At 35.7% G+C, this 15,987-nt stretch carries 14 protein-coding genes; 8 read left to right on the forward strand and 6 right to left on the reverse strand.

Annotated elements, in window-relative coordinates:
• Window positions 1-79: 79 nt before the first annotated feature.
• The 6 genes from rpsK (at window position 80) to ABYT26_RS01425 (ending at window position 6,027) form a co-directional block, all read left to right on the forward strand.
• Complete coding sequence (gene rpsK, locus ABYT26_RS01400; protein ID WP_372751095.1) at window positions 80-469, forward strand: 30S ribosomal protein S11; 390 nt, start codon at window positions 80-82, stop codon at window positions 467-469.
• A 124-nt stretch (window positions 470-593) separates the two neighbouring features.
• Window positions 594-1,202, forward strand: coding sequence for a 30S ribosomal protein S4 (rpsD, locus tag ABYT26_RS01405; RefSeq protein ID WP_372751096.1), 609 nt, complete (start codon window positions 594-596; stop codon window positions 1,200-1,202).
• A 21-nt stretch (window positions 1,203-1,223) separates the two neighbouring features.
• Window positions 1,224-2,216: a DNA-directed RNA polymerase subunit alpha gene (locus ABYT26_RS01410; RefSeq protein ID WP_372751097.1), complete on the forward strand. Its 993-nt coding sequence runs from the start codon at window positions 1,224-1,226 to the stop codon at window positions 2,214-2,216.
• Window positions 2,217-2,222: 6 nt separating this feature from the next.
• Window positions 2,223-2,729 carry a 50S ribosomal protein L17 gene (gene rplQ, locus ABYT26_RS01415; protein ID WP_372751098.1) on the forward strand — a complete coding sequence of 169 codons (507 nt, stop codon included), beginning with the start codon at window positions 2,223-2,225 and terminating at the stop codon, window positions 2,727-2,729.
• A 174-nt stretch (window positions 2,730-2,903) separates the two neighbouring features.
• Window positions 2,904-4,190 carry a phosphopyruvate hydratase gene (eno, locus tag ABYT26_RS01420; protein ID WP_372751099.1) on the forward strand — a complete coding sequence of 429 codons (1,287 nt, stop codon included), beginning with the start codon at window positions 2,904-2,906 and terminating at the stop codon, window positions 4,188-4,190.
• 520 nt (window positions 4,191-4,710) lie between these two features.
• Window positions 4,711-6,027, forward strand: a complete 1,317-nt coding sequence (locus tag ABYT26_RS01425; RefSeq protein WP_372751100.1) for an MFS transporter — start codon at window positions 4,711-4,713, stop codon at window positions 6,025-6,027.
• Between the two features lie 274 nt (window positions 6,028-6,301).
• On the opposite strand, the gene ABYT26_RS01430 is transcribed toward ABYT26_RS01425, so the two are convergent.
• Window positions 6,302-6,811, reverse strand: a complete 510-nt coding sequence (locus ABYT26_RS01430; RefSeq protein ID WP_372751101.1) for a response regulator — start codon at window positions 6,809-6,811, stop codon at window positions 6,302-6,304.
• A 202-nt stretch (window positions 6,812-7,013) separates the two neighbouring features.
• Between ABYT26_RS01430 and ettA the strand changes: the two genes are divergently transcribed.
• Both ettA and hisS read left to right on the forward strand, forming a co-directional pair.
• The gene (ettA, locus tag ABYT26_RS01435; RefSeq protein WP_372751102.1) at window positions 7,014-8,702 is read left to right on the forward strand and encodes an energy-dependent translational throttle protein EttA; all 1,689 of its coding nucleotides are present in this window, start codon (window positions 7,014-7,016) and stop codon (window positions 8,700-8,702) included.
• Window positions 8,703-9,275: 573 nt separating this feature from the next.
• Window positions 9,276-10,637, forward strand: a complete 1,362-nt coding sequence (gene hisS, locus ABYT26_RS01440; RefSeq protein WP_372751103.1) for a histidine--tRNA ligase — start codon at window positions 9,276-9,278, stop codon at window positions 10,635-10,637.
• Window positions 10,638-10,697: 60 nt separating this feature from the next.
• On the opposite strand, the gene ABYT26_RS01445 is transcribed toward hisS, so the two are convergent.
• The 5 genes from ABYT26_RS01445 to ABYT26_RS01465 form a co-directional block, all read right to left on the reverse strand.
• Complete coding sequence (locus ABYT26_RS01445) at window positions 10,698-11,174, reverse strand: hypothetical protein (protein ID WP_372751104.1); 477 nt, start codon at window positions 11,172-11,174, stop codon at window positions 10,698-10,700.
• An 8-nt stretch (window positions 11,175-11,182) separates the two neighbouring features.
• Window positions 11,183-11,581 carry a hypothetical protein gene (locus ABYT26_RS01450; RefSeq protein WP_372751105.1) on the reverse strand — a complete coding sequence of 133 codons (399 nt, stop codon included), beginning with the start codon at window positions 11,579-11,581 and terminating at the stop codon, window positions 11,183-11,185.
• Between the two features lie 44 nt (window positions 11,582-11,625).
• Window positions 11,626-12,183 (reverse strand): RNA polymerase sigma factor, encoded by a 558-nt coding sequence (locus tag ABYT26_RS01455; protein WP_372751106.1) that lies wholly within the window; start codon window positions 12,181-12,183, stop codon window positions 11,626-11,628.
• Window positions 12,184-12,331: 148 nt separating this feature from the next.
• On the reverse strand, window positions 12,332-14,392 hold the full coding sequence (locus ABYT26_RS01460; protein WP_372751107.1) for a transketolase family protein: 2,061 nt from the start codon (window positions 14,390-14,392) through the stop codon (window positions 12,332-12,334).
• Window positions 14,393-14,547: 155 nt separating this feature from the next.
• Window positions 14,548-15,924, reverse strand: coding sequence for a VWA domain-containing protein (locus tag ABYT26_RS01465; protein WP_372751108.1), 1,377 nt, complete (start codon window positions 15,922-15,924; stop codon window positions 14,548-14,550).
• Between the last annotated feature and the right edge of the window lie 63 nt (window positions 15,925-15,987).

Raw genomic sequence — 15,987 nt, forward strand, 5'->3', positions numbered from 1 at the left:
AAAAACAACTCACGTACTAGAAAAGGTAAGAGAAAAACAGTTGCTAACAAGAAAAAAGCGACTAAATAATTGTTAAGTTATGGCAAAAAAGTCAGTATCAGTTAAAAAGAGGGTAGTAAAAATTGAACCTGTAGGACAGGCGCATATCCATTCATCTTTTAACAATATTATCATTTCATTGACCAATAGCACAGGGCAAGTTATTTCTTGGTCTTCAGCTGGTAAAATGGGTTTCAGAGGTTCTAAAAAGAATACTCCATATGCTGCCCAACAAGCTGCATCAGATTGTGGAAAAGTTGCTCACGATCTAGGGTTAAGAAAAGTAAAGGTATATGTTAAAGGTCCTGGAAATGGTCGTGAATCGGCTATTCGTGCGATCAATTCATGTGGAATTGACATTGCGGAAATCGTAGATGTTACCCCACTACCACACAACGGATGTCGTCCTCCTAAGAGACGTAGAGTTTAATAAAAAATGCAAAGTAAGATTTTGAATTAGTTTTATTGATATCCTCTCTAAAAACGCGGCACTTTTATAATTCAAAACTGAAAGCAAAGTTTCTATTATTAGAAAAATTTAAATTTAAGAAGTAATGGCTAGATATATTGGACCAAAGAGTAGAATTGCTCGTAAATTTGGTGAAGCAATTTTTGGACCGGATAAGGCATTTGAAAATAAAAACTACCCTCCAGGGCAGCACGGTAACAGCCGTAGAAGAAAAAAAATGTCTGAATATGGTGTTCAGTTAAAAGAAAAGCAAAAAGCAAAATACACATATGGTGTATTGGAGAAACAATTCTCAAACTTATTTGAAAAGGCCGCGAGAAGTAAAGGTATTACTGGTGAGGTTTTATTACAACTTTTGGAATGTCGTTTAGATAACGTTGTTTTCAGATTAGGTGTAGCTCCAACAAGATCAGCTGCTCGTCAGTTGGTTAGCCATAAGCACGTAACTGTAAACGGACAAGTTTGTAATATTCCTTCATATGCAGTAAAAGCTGGGGATATCATTGGAATTCGTGAAAAATCGAAATCTCTAGAAGTTATTAGCGATTCTTTATCTACTGCTAGATATAACCAATCATCATGGTTGGAATGGGATCAAACCTCTCTTAGTGGTAAGTTCCTTAATATACCAGAAAGAACTGAAATTCCTGAAAACATCAAGGAACAGTTAATCGTTGAATTGTATTCTAAGTAATAAATAGTTAATCAGTAATTTATGGCAATTTTAGCTTTCCAGAAACCGGACAAAGTTATCATGCTCGACGCAGACAGTAAATTCGGTCAATTCGAATTTCGTCCATTAGAGCCTGGATATGGTATAACAATTGGTAATGCCTTAAGAAGAATCTTACTTTCTTCTCTAGAAGGATTTGCCATTACGACTATCAAGATTCAGGGTGTTGATCATGAATTTTCAACAATACCAGGAGTAATCGAAGATGTTACTGAGATGATCTTGAACCTGAAGCAAGTTCGGTTTAAACAAAAAGTTGAAGAGGTAGACAATGAGTTGGTAACAGTAAGTATATCAGATCAGGATACTTTTACAGCTGGCGATATTAACAAGTTTCTAACCGGTTTCGAAGTGTTGAATCCAGAGCTTGTAATTTGCAAAATGGACAGCTCAGCCAAGTTGCAAATGGATTTAGCTATTAACAAAGGTCGTGGTTATGTACCTTCTGTTGAGAACAAACCTGTGGATGTAGAGTTTGGAGTGATTCCGATCGATTCAATTTTTACACCAATCAAGAATGTTAAATATGCTGTCGAAAACTATCGTGTTGAGCAAAAAACTGACTACGAAAAATTAGTTTTTGACATTACAACTGATGGTTCTATTCACCCAAAAGATGCTTTAAAAGAAGCAGCAAAAATTCTTATTTATCACTTCATGCTATTTTCAGATGAAAAAATCACTTTGGATTCTGATGAGAAATTCGCAAATGAAGAGTTTGATGAAGAAGTATTGCACATGCGTCAACTTTTGAAAACCAAACTGGTAGATATGGATCTTTCAGTTCGAGCTTTGAATTGTTTGAAAGCTGCAGATGTTGACACTTTAGGTGATTTAGTACAGTTCAACAGAAATGACCTTCTGAAATTTAGAAACTTTGGTAAGAAATCTTTAACCGAACTGGATGATCTATTGGTCTCCTTAAATCTTACTTTCGGTATGGATATTTCTAAGTATAAATTAGATAAGGAATAAGGGAAAATGAGACATAGAAAGAAATTTAATCATTTAGGAAGAAAAACAGCTCATAGAAAAGCAATGCTTTCAAATATGGCTTCTTCTTTGATTTTGCATAAACGAATCTCAACTACCACTGCTAAAGCTAAAGCTTTAAAAATGTATGTTGAGCCTTTAATTTCAAAAAGTAAAGTTGATTCTACTCACTCAAGACGTATTGTTTTTGGATATTTAAAACAAAAAGAAGCCGTTACAGAGTTGTTTAGAGAAGTATCACCAAAAATTACTAACCGTAACGGTGGCTATACCAGAATTTTAAAAACTGGTAATCGTTTAGGGGATAACGCAGAAATGTGTATCGTAGAATTGGTTGATTTCAACGAAACTTATACTAGTGAAAAGAAATCTGCAGTTAAAAAATCAACACGTAGAAAACGTGGTGGTGCTAAAAAAGCAGATGTAGCAACAGAGGTAAAAGCTGAAGAGGCAACTGATGCTACCGAGGAGGTAACAAAAAAGGAAGATAAATAATTTTCCTTTTAATATATAAAAGGGATAAAGTTTGGCTTTATCCCTTTTTTAATGCTCTATATATTTTTGCAACGATTGCGTATTTATTAAATGAAAAATATTGCTTAAATTGCTAATCTTTAGAGTTGAAGTTTAAAATATTATCTTTTATAAATAACAATAATACATTTAGTTATGTCAGAAATTGTAAAGATTCATGGTCGTGAGATTCTTGATTCACGTGGAAATCCTACTGTTGAAGTTGAAGTTACACTTGTAAGTGGTTATATGGGACGTGCTGGTGTTCCTTCTGGAGCTTCTACAGGTGAAAACGAAGCTTTAGAACTTCGCGATGGTGATAAATCACGTTATTTAGGAAAAGGAGTATTAAAAGCAGTTGAAAACGTGAATAACGTTATCGCTCCTGCTTTAATCGGCATGGATGCTACTAACCAAGTGGCTATTGACAAGGCTATGATTGCTCTTGACGGTACTAAAACAAAATCGAAATTAGGTGCTAATGCAATGTTAGGTGTATCTTTAGCTGTTGCTAAAGCTGCTGCTGAATATTCAGAATTGTCATTGTACCGTTATATCGGTGGTGCTAATGCTAATGTACTTCCTGTACCAATGATGAACATCATTAACGGTGGTTCTCATTCTGATGCTCCTATTGCGTTCCAAGAATTCATGATTCGTCCTGTTGGAGCTCCAACTTTCCGCGAAGCATTAAGAATGGGTGCTGAAATTTTCCACAGCCTTAAAAAAGTTCTTCACGACAGAAATTTATCTACAGCAGTAGGTGATGAAGGAGGATTTGCTCCAGCTCTTGATGGTACTGAAGATGCTCTTGAGTCTATTATCAAAGCAATCGAATTAGCTGGTTACAAACCAGGTCGTAAGTCTGAAGGTGGACAAGTGGCTATTGGACTTGATTGTGCTGCTTCTGAATTTTATGCTGATGGTATTTACGATTATACTAAGTTTGAAGGTGCAACAGGTGCTAAACGTAATGCTGATGAACAAGCTGCTTACCTTGCTGAATTGATCTCTAAATACCCTATCGATTCTATCGAAGATGGTATGGACGAAGGAGACTGGGACGGATGGGTTGCTTTGAACGCCTTAATTGGAGATAAATGTCAGTTAGTTGGTGATGATTTGTTCGTTACAAACACTGATTACCTTGCAAAAGGTATCGAGTTAAAAGCAGCTAACTCAATTTTGATTAAAGTAAATCAAATTGGTACATTAACTGAGACTTTGAATGCTATTGAAATGGCACATCGCGCTGGTTATACTTCAGTAACTTCTCACCGTTCTGGTGAAACTGAAGATGCTACCATTGCTGATATCGCTGTAGCTACTAATGCTGGTCAGATCAAAACTGGTTCTTTGAGTCGTTCTGATCGTATGGCTAAATACAATCAGTTGCTTCGTATTGAAGAGGAATTAGGTGATAATGCAATTTTTGGTTGCTAAGAAGCCTACTTAATTATATGAAAGCCCGTCTCGTAAGAGACGGGCTTTTTTTATGGAATACAACGAGCATTCATATGATCTGATTTCTTTCTGTGGATTCGAACTATTTCTTCTTATTTTTTAGAACTGAGAAATCGATTGCATTATTTAAATCGATTATGTAAAGAGTACAGGAGTCAATAAAGTAGGATGATACGATATCCATTAAATCATACCATTGTGCAATCTATGTGTGAGGTAGAATAAAAATAGACAATCGATTGCACAAGTGGAAAGCATTTGCTTTCTTTGTGTGCATAGCTATTGAAAATTTACCCGATGAGAAGTGCGTAAATGAAATCTTAAATTGAATACAAATTCTTTAAGAAATCAGAAAGAAAGTTTGAACATACTATGGATAGTCACTGCATAAATGAGAAGAATATTGTTTCAATTCTAAAGCTATGAAAAAAGAGCACCAAATAATAAATAGCATTAACTAACTAAAATCGTAAAGGTATTATCTTTTAAAATGACTGAAATGAATGCAATTAGTACTAAAAAACCAATGGGGAATTATCGATATCGAATTTTAGCAATGTTATTTTTTGCCACTACTATCAATTACATGGATCGTAGTGTAATGGGTGTGTTGGGCCCTACTTTGATGGACAAATTTCATTGGACCAATACTGATTTTGGATACATAAACATGTCATTTAAGGCTGCGTATGCTATTGGTATGTTAACAATGGGTGGAATTATTGATCGTTTTGGAACTCGCATCGGTTATACTACTGCCATTGCTATTTGGAGTTTCTTTGGGGTACTACACGCTGCAGTTCGTCCTGCATTTGCTCTAGTTGGTTTTATTGGAGCTCGATTTGGTCTGGGCCTGGGTGAAGCTGGAAATTTTCCTGCAGCAGTTAAAACCGTAGCTGAATGGTTTCCTAAACAAGATAGAGCTTTTGCAACCGGTATTTTTAATGCTGGATCGAATGTGGGTGCTGTTTTAGCTCCTGCACTCATTCCTCTGGTTGTTGCATCAAATGGAGATAATTGGCAATTTGCATTTCTTGTAACAGGTTTTTTTAGTGCGGTATGGGTGGCTTTGTGGTTAAAAATATACAAGCGACCAGAGGAACATCCTAAGGTAACAAAGGAAGAATTAGACTATATTCTTTTGGATAGTAAAGCTGATAAAACAAAGAAAAGTGAAAAATTACCTTGGTCGAGTGTATTTCCTTTGCGACAAACCTGGGCTTTTGCAATTGGTAAAATCACCGATGCTGTTTGGTTCTTTTTTATGTTTTGGAGTGGTATTTTTTTTAAACAACAATTTGGACTCACTAATATTAAAGAGTTAGGAGGTGCTTTGGTTGTTATCTATTTAGTAGCCGATTTCGGAAGTATCGGAGGAGGTTATTTATCTAAAATTTTTATTCGAAAAGGTTGGAGTTTAAATGCCGCACGAAAAATATCTTTGCTTATTTGCGCGTTGTGTATTGCACCAGTTGCTTTTGCGGCTTTAACTGATAATGTATGGATTGCTGTATGTTTAATTGCTTTGGCTTCTGGCGGACATCAAGCATGGTCGGCCAACCTTTTTACTCTTGTTTCGGATGTGATGCCTAAAAAGGCTGTTGCTTCCGTTGTTGGAATTGGCGGAATGGTTGGAGCTGTAGCAGGAATGATAGTGGATTTCGCCATGGGAACAGGATTGGATGCTAATGGGAATTCCTTCTATTTTTGGATGTTCTTAGTTGCAGGAATGCTTTATTTGGTGATTCTTGGGATTATTCATTTAATGCTTCCTAAACTGGAGCCTTTAGATGATAATTTAAAGTTAATTCATTAGAAAGATCACTAAAATAGTTTGTTTATAAGAGGCTACTTCTTACGGACTAATCGGATTGTTTATTGGATAAACGCAGATAAATGTATTACGAACAGATTAAAATTCTATTGTTAAGATCTAGCCAAAAAGGCTGTATTCTTTGAAAAAGAATCGGAAATAATGTTGGGTGAGGTTTATTCTTGGAATTGGTGATTGTAAAAAACAAATCACAGCATGAAAGCTGTGATTTATTTTAATTTTGTATTTTTTGATTGGCTTTGGAGTTAGATGCTTTCTATATGTACTCCTGTATGAGTTTGTAAAGAGTTTTGCATTCGAAAGGTTTTGAAAGATAAGCGTCCATGCCAACTTCAATTGATATTTCTTTATCGTCGGAATAAAAATTAGCTGTAAATGCAATAATTGGAACGGAGAAATCTCGATCTTCTTCAATTTTACGAATGCGCAATGAGGCTTCTATTCCTCCCATAATTGGCATTTGTAAATCCATTAATACAATATCGTACTGTTTTTTCTGGAAAAGTTCAACGGCTTGCTTACCATTTTCCGCTATGTCAACTGTTGCAATTTTTTGTTTTAAGTAAACTTCAATTGTTTTTCGATTACTTGGTTGATCCTCAACTAAAAGAATTTTAGCTTCGTTAACGGGAATATTTCTTTTGTTTGGGTGGGTTTTTACCACCACTGAAGAATCAATGGTTTCTTCCCAATATATTTTTTTCTTTGTTTCTATGCCAATTTCCTCAAGTAATCCTGAAAGTTTGTTATTTACTGTTTTCTCCATAATTTCGCCGATATTTACTGCTAAAAATAGCGATTTTACTCAAATTAAAAAACACAAAAGTTTAATTTCATACTATTATGTGAAAATAGGTGAAATAGTATTGTGAAAATTAATTCGTGTACGAAAATGAAATTTAGAAGTTATCAAATCTAATTGTTTATTTTTACACTTAATATTTGTAGATATTACATAAACACAAAATATGGCAGACGATAAGAAAATTATTTTTTCGATGGATCGGGTGAGTAAGACCTTTTCATCACAAAAAAAAGTATTGAATAATATCAACCTTTCTTTTTTTTATGGAGCGAAAATTGGAATTATTGGACTGAATGGTTCGGGTAAATCCACTCTTTTGAAAATTATTGCGGGCTTGGAAAGTTCGTATGATGGGCATGTTGTTTGGTCGAAAGAGCATAATATCGGCTATTTGGCTCAGGAACCTATCTTGGATGATAGTAAAACTGTAAAACAAATTGTGGAAGAAGGAGTTCAGGAAATTGTTGATTTGCTGACTGCGTACGAGGCGGTAAATCTTAAATTTGCAGATCCTGAAGTTCTCGAGGATGCAGATAAGATGCAGGCTATTATGGATGAACAAGCTGAACTTCAGGAAAAAATTGATCATTTTGATGCTTGGAATCTTGACACGAAGCTGGAGCGTGCTATGGATGCATTGCGTTGCCCTGAGGGAGATGCATTAATCAAAAATTGTTCGGGAGGAGAAAGAAGACGTGTGGCTCTTTGTCGTTTACTACTGCAGGAACCTGATATTTTACTTTTGGATGAGCCTACCAACCACCTTGATGCAGAATCAGTGGAGTGGTTAGAGCAGCATTTATCACAATATAAAGGAACGGTAATAAGCATTACTCACGATAGATATTTTCTGGATAATGTGGCTGGTTGGATTCTCGAGTTGGATAGAGGAGAAGGAATTCCATGGAAAGGTAATTACAGCGCTTGGTTAGATCAGAAAACCAAACGTATGCAGATGGAGGAAAAAACGGCTAGTAAGAGACGCAAAACATTGGAACGAGAATTGGAATGGGTGCGAATGGCACCAAAAGCTCGTCAGGCAAAAAGTAAGGCTCGTTTGAGTGCTTACGATAGTATGATGAATGAGGAATTAAAAGAAAAGGAAGAAAAATTAGAAATTTTCATTCCTAATGGACCTCGTTTGGGAAATAAGGTAATTCAAGCACAGGCGGTAACAAAAGCATTCGGAACAAAATTGCTGTTCGATGATTTGGAGTTTGAATTACCACCTGCAGGAATTGTTGGAGTAATTGGTCCAAATGGGGCTGGTAAAACCACGCTTTTTCGTATGATTATGGGCTTGGAAAAACCCGATAAGGGAAGCTTTGAAGTAGGAGAAACTGTAAAAGTCGGATACGTAGATCAGCAACACGCAGGAATTGATCCTGAAAAGTCAGTTTATGAAGTTATTTCTGGTGGAGGTGATCTAATAAATGTAGGTGGAAGAACCATAAATGCCAGAGCATACGTAGGACGTTTTAATTTCAACGGAGCCGATCAGGAAAAAAAATGTGGTGTGTTGTCGGGAGGAGAAAGGAACCGCTTGCACCTTGCTCTTACTTTAAAAGAGGAAGCCAATGTTTTGTTGCTTGATGAACCTACCAATGATATTGACGTGAATACACTTCGAGCTTTAGAAGAAGGATTGGAGAATTTCGCTGGTTGTGCTGTTGTGATTTCTCATGATAGATGGTTTCTTGATCGTATTGCGACTCATATTTTGGCTTTTGAAGGCGATTCTCACGTACAATTTTTTGAAGGTGGATATTCTGATTACGAAATCAACCGTAAAAAGAGAATGGGAGATGAAGGACCAAAACGAATTAGGTATAAAAAATTAAAGGCCGATTAAATGGCATAAGGGAAGAAGCTCATTCGGATTTCTTCCCTTGTTTTTTGTTGTTAGCTTGATTCAAATTACTGTAATAACTATAAGTAAGATAATTAGTAGCTTTCGAGTATTAAATTTTAAGTGTTAAAAATGAAATCTTTTTCTATTTATAAGACAATCTATTATATCGGGCTTGTCTTTACTGTTGTTGGAGGGATAAGATTGTTGGCGCATTTATCTTATGGTAACGTGCTTTTTGCTGTTGGGATTCTATTGTACTCCTTTGTCCAAATAAAATTTCTGTTCTACAAAAGTTTAAAGGATTGGAGGATTTTTGATTATTTAAAATTATCTGTAAATGTTTTATTTCTTATTTCGATATTTCTTCTGCTAGTTCTAGAATTAAAGCTGTGGTACTACCTGTTTATTATTGGAATGCTTCTCGATTTTTTCGCCAATATCATTCGAAGAAGTAAAAGAACATAGTTAAATCGTAGTTTTTAAGCTCATAAGCTGCCAGAATGCTGCGGTATCTATCAAATAAATTGATAATTTTGTAGCTCGAAATTAAAATAACCAAAATATATACATCAAATGGCTCAAAAACCGTCTATTCCTAAAGGAACAAGAGATTTCTCTCCTGTTGAAATGGTAAAGAGAAACTATATTTTTGATACCATAAAAGAAGTGTTTCAATTGTATGGTTTCATGCCAATCGAAACACCATCAATGGAAAATCTTTCTACTCTTATGGGAAAATATGGAGAAGAAGGTGATAAACTATTGTTCAAAGTACTGAATTCAGGGGATTTTCTATCAAAGATTAATGAAGATCAGATTCGTGAAAAGAATTCTGTAAAGTTAACCACAAAAATATCCGAAAAAGGGTTAAGGTATGATTTGACTGTACCTTTTGCTCGCTACGTTGTACAGCACCGTAACGAAATAGATTTTCCGTTTAAGAGATATCAAATTCAACCTGTTTGGAGAGCAGATAGACCTCAAAAAGGGCGATATCGCGAATTTTTTCAATGCGATGTTGATGTAATTGGGAGCAATTCTCTTTTAAACGAGGTAGAATTAATTCAGATTGTCGATCAGGTATACCAACGCTTGCAACTAAATGTGGTGGTGAAATTAAACAATCGGAAAATTTTAGCTGGAATTGCTGAAATTATTGGTGAGGCTGAAAAGATTATTGACATTACCGTAGCCATTGATAAATTGGATAAAATTGGATTGGAGAATGTAAACATAGAATTGGTGGAAAAGGGAATTCCTCAAGAAGCTATTGATATATTACAACCAATCATTTTGTTGTCAGGAACCAATGCCGAAAAATTAGCTAAGTTAAAAGATCTGCTTGCTACTTCGGAAATCGGGATGAAAGGAATTGAAGAATTAGAAATAGTTTTCAATTACTTGTCGAAACTGGATGTAAAAACCGATGTTGAGCTTGATTTGACCTTAGCAAGAGGATTGAATTACTATACTGGAGCCATTTTTGAAGTAAAATCGAAGGATATGGAGTTTGGTAGCATCACTGGTGGTGGACGTTATGATGATTTAACAGGAATTTTTGGATTAAAAGATGTTTCGGGTGTTGGAATTTCTTTTGGAGCCGATCGTATTTACGATGTATTAGAGCAAATGAACAAATTTCCTTCTAATACTGGCATTACAACTAAAGTATTATTTATCAACTTTGGTGAGAAAGAGGAAGCTTTTTGTTTGCCCGTATTGGCTAAGTTAAGAGCCAAAGGGATTAATGCAGAAATATATCCAGGTTCTGCCAAAATGAAGAAACAGATGACCTATGCCAACAATAAAAATATTCCATACGTAATTTTGGTGGGAGAATCGGAAATTGAGGAAGGTGTTCTTAGTCTTAAGAATATGGAAAGTGGAGAACAGGAAAAACTGACTCCAGAACAGCTGATTGAAAAATTAGCTTAGATGCTTTTCTTTAAATACATTAAAAATGGCTGTCGATTCCTTATTGACAGCCATTTTTGTTTAGTTTTCTTTTCCGTGTTGATGTCCTCCTCTTTCTTTAATTTGTCGTAAAAGAATTCCTTGGAATTGTTTTTCGGCATGATAAAGTGTGAGTATTTTATGGGCGGGAAGTATCTTTTTATATTTAAAATGATATTCTTTCTGGAGATTCGCTTCTTGCACTTTAAGTTCAATCAGTTGATCACTTATTGTTCCCATTTCGGTGTCAGATAATTGTTCTCCATTATTGCGTAGTTTTTTAAAAAGAACTTTGGACTGATAGCGATTTTCTTTCTTCTTTTTTTCCAATTCATTATATACTGGCCAAAATAATTGAGCTTCTTCAGGGCTCAAATCTAACTGTTGAGTTATAAAAGAAATTTTTTGCGCTTCGATGCGTTCTCTCATTTCGCTATTTTCTCCGTGTCCTTTACCTTGAGCAATACTTGCTGTACTGCATGCATAAACAAGAGATAATATGATTAATATTCGATTCATATGCTGCGTTATAGGTTTGCTAATAATGATTCTGAATCCAAGTCAAAATCAGAAAGATATTCTATTAATTCATCAGAGGTTGCATCAGGTGTTTCATCTGAGAACCAATTCAACTCATCTAGACTGGTGTTAATGATTCCTGTATCAGCACTAACGCTTTCTGTTTGTGAAATTTGTTGAAGTTTATATTCCGAAGGAACAGAGTTTATTAGTACAATTTTGGCAACAAAAACAATTGCAACTACACTTGCAGCCATCCATAGGTATGGTTTTAGTACTTGCAAAATTCTTTGATTCGGATTTTCCTCAATTTTAATTTTCTCCTGCACCCGATCACTTAGGTTTTCAAAGTAATCTTCAGGTACTTTAAATGGCAGATCGTTTTTCATATTTTGCAGATTATTCATGTTTATTGTAGTGTTTAGACTCTAATAATTGGAATAGGTTTAATTTACACTTCATCTAGTTTCAGAATTGTTTCAATTTTTTTTACAGCAAGATGGTAAGAAGCTTTTAGTGCACCTACCGAGGTTTCTAGAATTTCAGATATTTCACTGTATTTTAAATCGTCGAAATATTTCATTGTAAATACCAACCGTTGTTTTTCAGGTAGCTGAAGAATTGCTTTTTGAAGTTCCATTTGTGCTTTATCGCCGTCAAAATAGGGATCGGCTTCTAAATTTGCTAAAAGCAGATCTTCAAGCTCGCCATTAGAATAGCCTAAATGTTTTTTTTTCTTCTCTTTTAGAAAGGTTAGCGATTCGTTGGTAGCGATTCGGAACATCCAGGTAAAAAGTTGGGAATCGGATCTAAAATTATGCAGTCCTTTCCATATTTTTACAAAAGTATTCTGCAAAATATCATCAGAGTCATCGTGTAAAAGAACAATTTTTCTGATCTGCCAATACAGTCTCTCCTGATATTTTTTAACCAGTAAAGAAAAAGCCTCACTTTGCGTTTTCTTATTGTGAAAAAGTTCTAATATTTCTTCGTCAGATTTGTTGTTCATTAATTTGCATTCAAGTGATGATTTAAAAATAGTTATTTCACATTTGTCATGCGATAAGTAAGACTGCTTTATTTGCAAAAGGTTTAATTGTCGGCACAAAAAAATCCGGAATCGTAAAAGATTCCGGATTTTTTTATTGTTGTACTTTCTATTTTTGCAGCAATGCTTCAACTTCTTTAACCACATTTTCTGGAGTATAACCAAATTTCTGATCTAAAACATTAGCAGGAGCTGAGTAACCAAAATGATCCAAACCTACAGATTTGCCTAAAGGACCAACTAAGCCCAAAAGGGTTACTGGTAAGCCAGCAGTTAATCCAAGAACGGGAACTCCAGCAGGAATTACTTCGTTTTGGTATTCTGCCGATTGGGTTCTGAATAATCCCTCAGAAGGAACAGATACAACCTGTACATTCATGTTCTTTTCGGTACGTAAAATTTTAGCACCTTCTACTAGAGTAGCTACTTCCGAGCCACTTGCTAAAAGAACAATGTCAGGAGTCGATTCAGGTTTCTCAACAATGTAAGCACCTTTTTCAGCCTGAAGAGCTTCCTGGTAACGATTTTCTTTTGAAGGAAGTTCTGTAATGTTCTGACGGGATAGGATTAAAGCTGTTGGAGTACTTGTGTTCTCCATAGCCATTTTCCATGCTACAGTTGCTTCGTCAGCATCAGCAGGGCGAAGAGCTAATAAACTCATCTGACCCGAGTGATTTTTCAATTGCTCCAGCAAACGAATTTGAGCTTCTTGCTCAATAGGCTGGTGAGTGGGTCCATCTTCTCCCACGCGGAATGCATCGTGAGTCCAGATATATTTTACAGGAACCTGCATTAAAGCTGATAAACGAACCGCTGGTTTCATGTAATCAGAGAATACAAAGAAAGTTCCACAAGCAGCAGTAACACCACCATGAAGAGCGATACCGTTACAAATTGAAGCCATTGTTAATTCAGCAACACCAGCCTGAAGAAAAGCTCCTGAGAAATCACCTTTAGCCAGAGCTTTAGTGTTTTTCAAGAAACCATCTGTTTTGTCAGAATTACTTAAATCGGCAGAAGAAACAATCATGTTTTCCACTTTAAGTGCCAATTCTGAAAGAACAGCAGCAGAAGCAGCTCTTGTAGCAACACCTGATTTTTGAACGATTGCTTCGTAATCAATTTCAGGAGCTTTGCCGCTAAAGAATTTTTCCAGTTTCGCAGCAAGTTCAGGATTTGCTTTTGTCCATTCGGCTTGTTCGGCTTTTTTAGCAGCAGCAAATTCTTGTTTTTTCTTTAATACTTCAGCGTAATATTCTTTTACCTCCGGGAAAATTTGGAAAGGTTCTTCTGGATTTCCACCTAGGTTTTCAATTGTTTTAGCCAATGATGCGCCAGCAGCTCCTAATGGTTGTCCGTGAGTAGAAACCATGTTTTCGAAGCTTTCGCCTTCTGCAGTCATCGCACCTTTACCCATTAGAGTTTCACCAATAATAAGTGTTGGGCGTTCTGTTTCTTTGTTGGCAGCAGTTAAAGCTTTGCGAATTGCATTGGCGTCGTTTCCGTTAATCGTAATAACATTCCAGTTCCATGCTTCGTACTTTTTAGCCGTATTTTCCACAGTAACTTCTTCAACTTTCGTTGATAGTTGGATATTATTAGAATCGTAGAACATGATTAAATTGCTAAGTCCTAAAGTACCTGCAATTCGACCTGCTCCCTGAGCAATTTCTTCCTGAATTCCACCATCAGAAATGAAAGTGTAAATTTTGTGTGTCATCCAATCGCCAAAACGAGCCGCTAAAAAACGCTCAGCGATTGCAGCACCTACCGCCATTGTATGACCTTGTCCTAAAGGACCAGAAGTATTTTCAACACCTCTTGTAACATCAACTTCGGGGTGACCAGGAGTTGGACTTCCCCATTGTCTGAAATTGGAAAGCTCTTCCATTGTATATTTTCCTGTTAAGGAAAGAATAGAATACAACATTGGAGACATGTGACCTGGGTCAAGGAAGAATCGATCGCGATTAATCCAGTTCATGTCGCTAGGGTCAAAATTTAAAAATTCTGAATAAAGAACGTTAATAAAATCGGCTCCACCCATGGCACCACCTGGGTGTCCTGATTTTGCCTTTTCTACCATAGCAGCCGAAAGAATTCGAACATTATTCGATGCCTTGTCGGTTACGTTTAGATCCACTTGGTTGTTCATTTTTTTTAGATCCATTTTGAAAAATGAGATTTTAGATGATAAAAACTTGGTAAGGTTTTATTAATGCATGCAAAGATATACAAAAATGCATTCTAGCATTATTTAAACACTTCTAATTAGCCTTAAAAAGTAAAAAAATAATTTATTTAGAATATTGTAAATCAACATGATCACAATCGAACAGGGATTGATTTTCCGGATGTAATAATAAAACTTGCTTTTCTAGAGCTTTGAGATAGGTAAGCATTTTTGTTTCTATACAGTAAATGATAGGTTCCAGGCTGAAGAGTTAAGGTTTCTCGTAAGGTTCTTTCTGGAATGTTATAGATCCATTCTAATTTATTTCCTTTTTGTATGAATAAGCTACACGGTCCATTTGTAGGTTTAAAAATGGTTGCTAATCCGGGTTGTGGAATTGTGATGATTGTGGTTTTACTTTGATCAATTTTTACCTCGGGAATTAGAATGCGAGGAAGACTTAAAACTTCTAAATCGTATTTTCCAGTTAGAAATTTTGTTGGTTGATTAAGAGCTTGGACGGTAATTGTTTTATTGTTTTTCTTCACAAGCACTTTTAAATCTTTGTAAAGGGTGGTTCTTGGAGATTCAATTTCTAAAACTCCTTGAGCGGCATCAAATCCTATTAAGTTGTGCTTGCCACCTATGATTTTTATGCTGTCGCGATGTATTTCAGGAAGAGTATGTATGGTGATATCGTAGCTAAGTAAGGGATCAATAAATAGAGTGTCGGGATTTCCTTTTGCATTTAACGTATGCATAAATTGATACCTTACCATGCCTGAAACTGAATTGTAGAAAGTCATTGGTACATCTGTTTCTGAGGGAAAACCATTGGTGTCAATTAAATTAACCTGAGCTGATGTTTTGTTTAGAACCTGAGAAATTACATATTCTAAAGTTCCTCCAAAGCGTTCTTCCTTTTCCACTTCTATATAATTTCCAATACAATCGAAGCTGCTCTTAAAATTAACATCTAAACCAATTCCAATGATAAATGGTTTCAAGAAAATTCCTTTTTTCTGCAATTGTGAGGATACGGCACACGGATCGCCATCGCAAGCTTCAACGCCATCGGTAATTAGAATAATTACATTTCGGGTTTCGCTGTTTACTTCCGGAAAATCGTTGCCAGCTAATTCTAAAGAATGAGCAATGGGAGTGGTGCCCTTCGGACTAAGATAGCGTAAAGTTTGTCGTATTTCACCTGCATTTCCTTGTTTAAATGGAACTTCCAATTTTGTATCGTTACAATCTTGCGGTGGAACAACACTTTGGTGACCATAGACTCTGAGTGCCATTTCGACATTTTGTTCACATTCTAAGCTGTCAATCATACGAATCAGAAACTTTCTGGCAATGTCGATTTTTTTTGATTCTTCCCAGTAACCATTCATACTTTGCGAGGCATCGAAAATAAAGAGGATTCGGGTTTTCTCATTTTTTGCTTGTGTTTCTTGAGCAATACTTAATTTAGAGCTCAAGAGTAAGGCAAATAAAATGCAGAGGTAGTTTATGTATGATTTCAAGATATGGGAGTTGTTTAATTTGATAGTAAATATAAGTATTGTGTTAAAGATTTAAAATCGATA

Source organism: Labilibaculum sp. (genome assembly GCF_041595635.1).
Lineage (GTDB): Bacteria > Bacteroidota > Bacteroidia > Bacteroidales > Marinifilaceae > Labilibaculum.

Excerpts from the sequence above, each read along its gene's own strand:
- ABYT26_RS01450 (WP_372751105.1), bottom strand. The coding sequence starts at position 11,581 with ATGAATAATCTGCAAAATATGAAAAACGATCTGCCATTTAAAGTACCT.
- ettA (WP_372751102.1), top strand. The coding sequence starts at position 7,014 with ATGGCAGACGATAAGAAAATTATTTTTTCGATGGATCGGGTGAGTAAG.
- eno (WP_372751099.1), top strand. The coding sequence starts at position 2,904 with ATGTCAGAAATTGTAAAGATTCATGGTCGTGAGATTCTTGATTCACGT.
- rpsD (WP_372751096.1), top strand. The coding sequence starts at position 594 with ATGGCTAGATATATTGGACCAAAGAGTAGAATTGCTCGTAAATTTGGT.
- ABYT26_RS01460 (WP_372751107.1), bottom strand. The coding sequence starts at position 14,392 with ATGGATCTAAAAAAAATGAACAACCAAGTGGATCTAAACGTAACCGAC.
- rpsK (WP_372751095.1), top strand. The coding sequence starts at position 80 with ATGGCAAAAAAGTCAGTATCAGTTAAAAAGAGGGTAGTAAAAATTGAA.
- hisS (WP_372751103.1), top strand. The coding sequence starts at position 9,276 with ATGGCTCAAAAACCGTCTATTCCTAAAGGAACAAGAGATTTCTCTCCT.
- ABYT26_RS01455 (WP_372751106.1), bottom strand. The coding sequence starts at position 12,183 with ATGAACAACAAATCTGACGAAGAAATATTAGAACTTTTTCACAATAAG.
- ABYT26_RS01425 (WP_372751100.1), top strand. The coding sequence starts at position 4,711 with ATGAATGCAATTAGTACTAAAAAACCAATGGGGAATTATCGATATCGA.
- ABYT26_RS01430 (WP_372751101.1), bottom strand. The coding sequence starts at position 6,811 with ATGGAGAAAACAGTAAATAACAAACTTTCAGGATTACTTGAGGAAATT.
- rplQ (WP_372751098.1), top strand. The coding sequence starts at position 2,223 with ATGAGACATAGAAAGAAATTTAATCATTTAGGAAGAAAAACAGCTCAT.
- ABYT26_RS01410 (WP_372751097.1), top strand. The coding sequence starts at position 1,224 with ATGGCAATTTTAGCTTTCCAGAAACCGGACAAAGTTATCATGCTCGAC.
- ABYT26_RS01445 (WP_372751104.1), bottom strand. The coding sequence starts at position 11,174 with ATGAATCGAATATTAATCATATTATCTCTTGTTTATGCATGCAGTACA.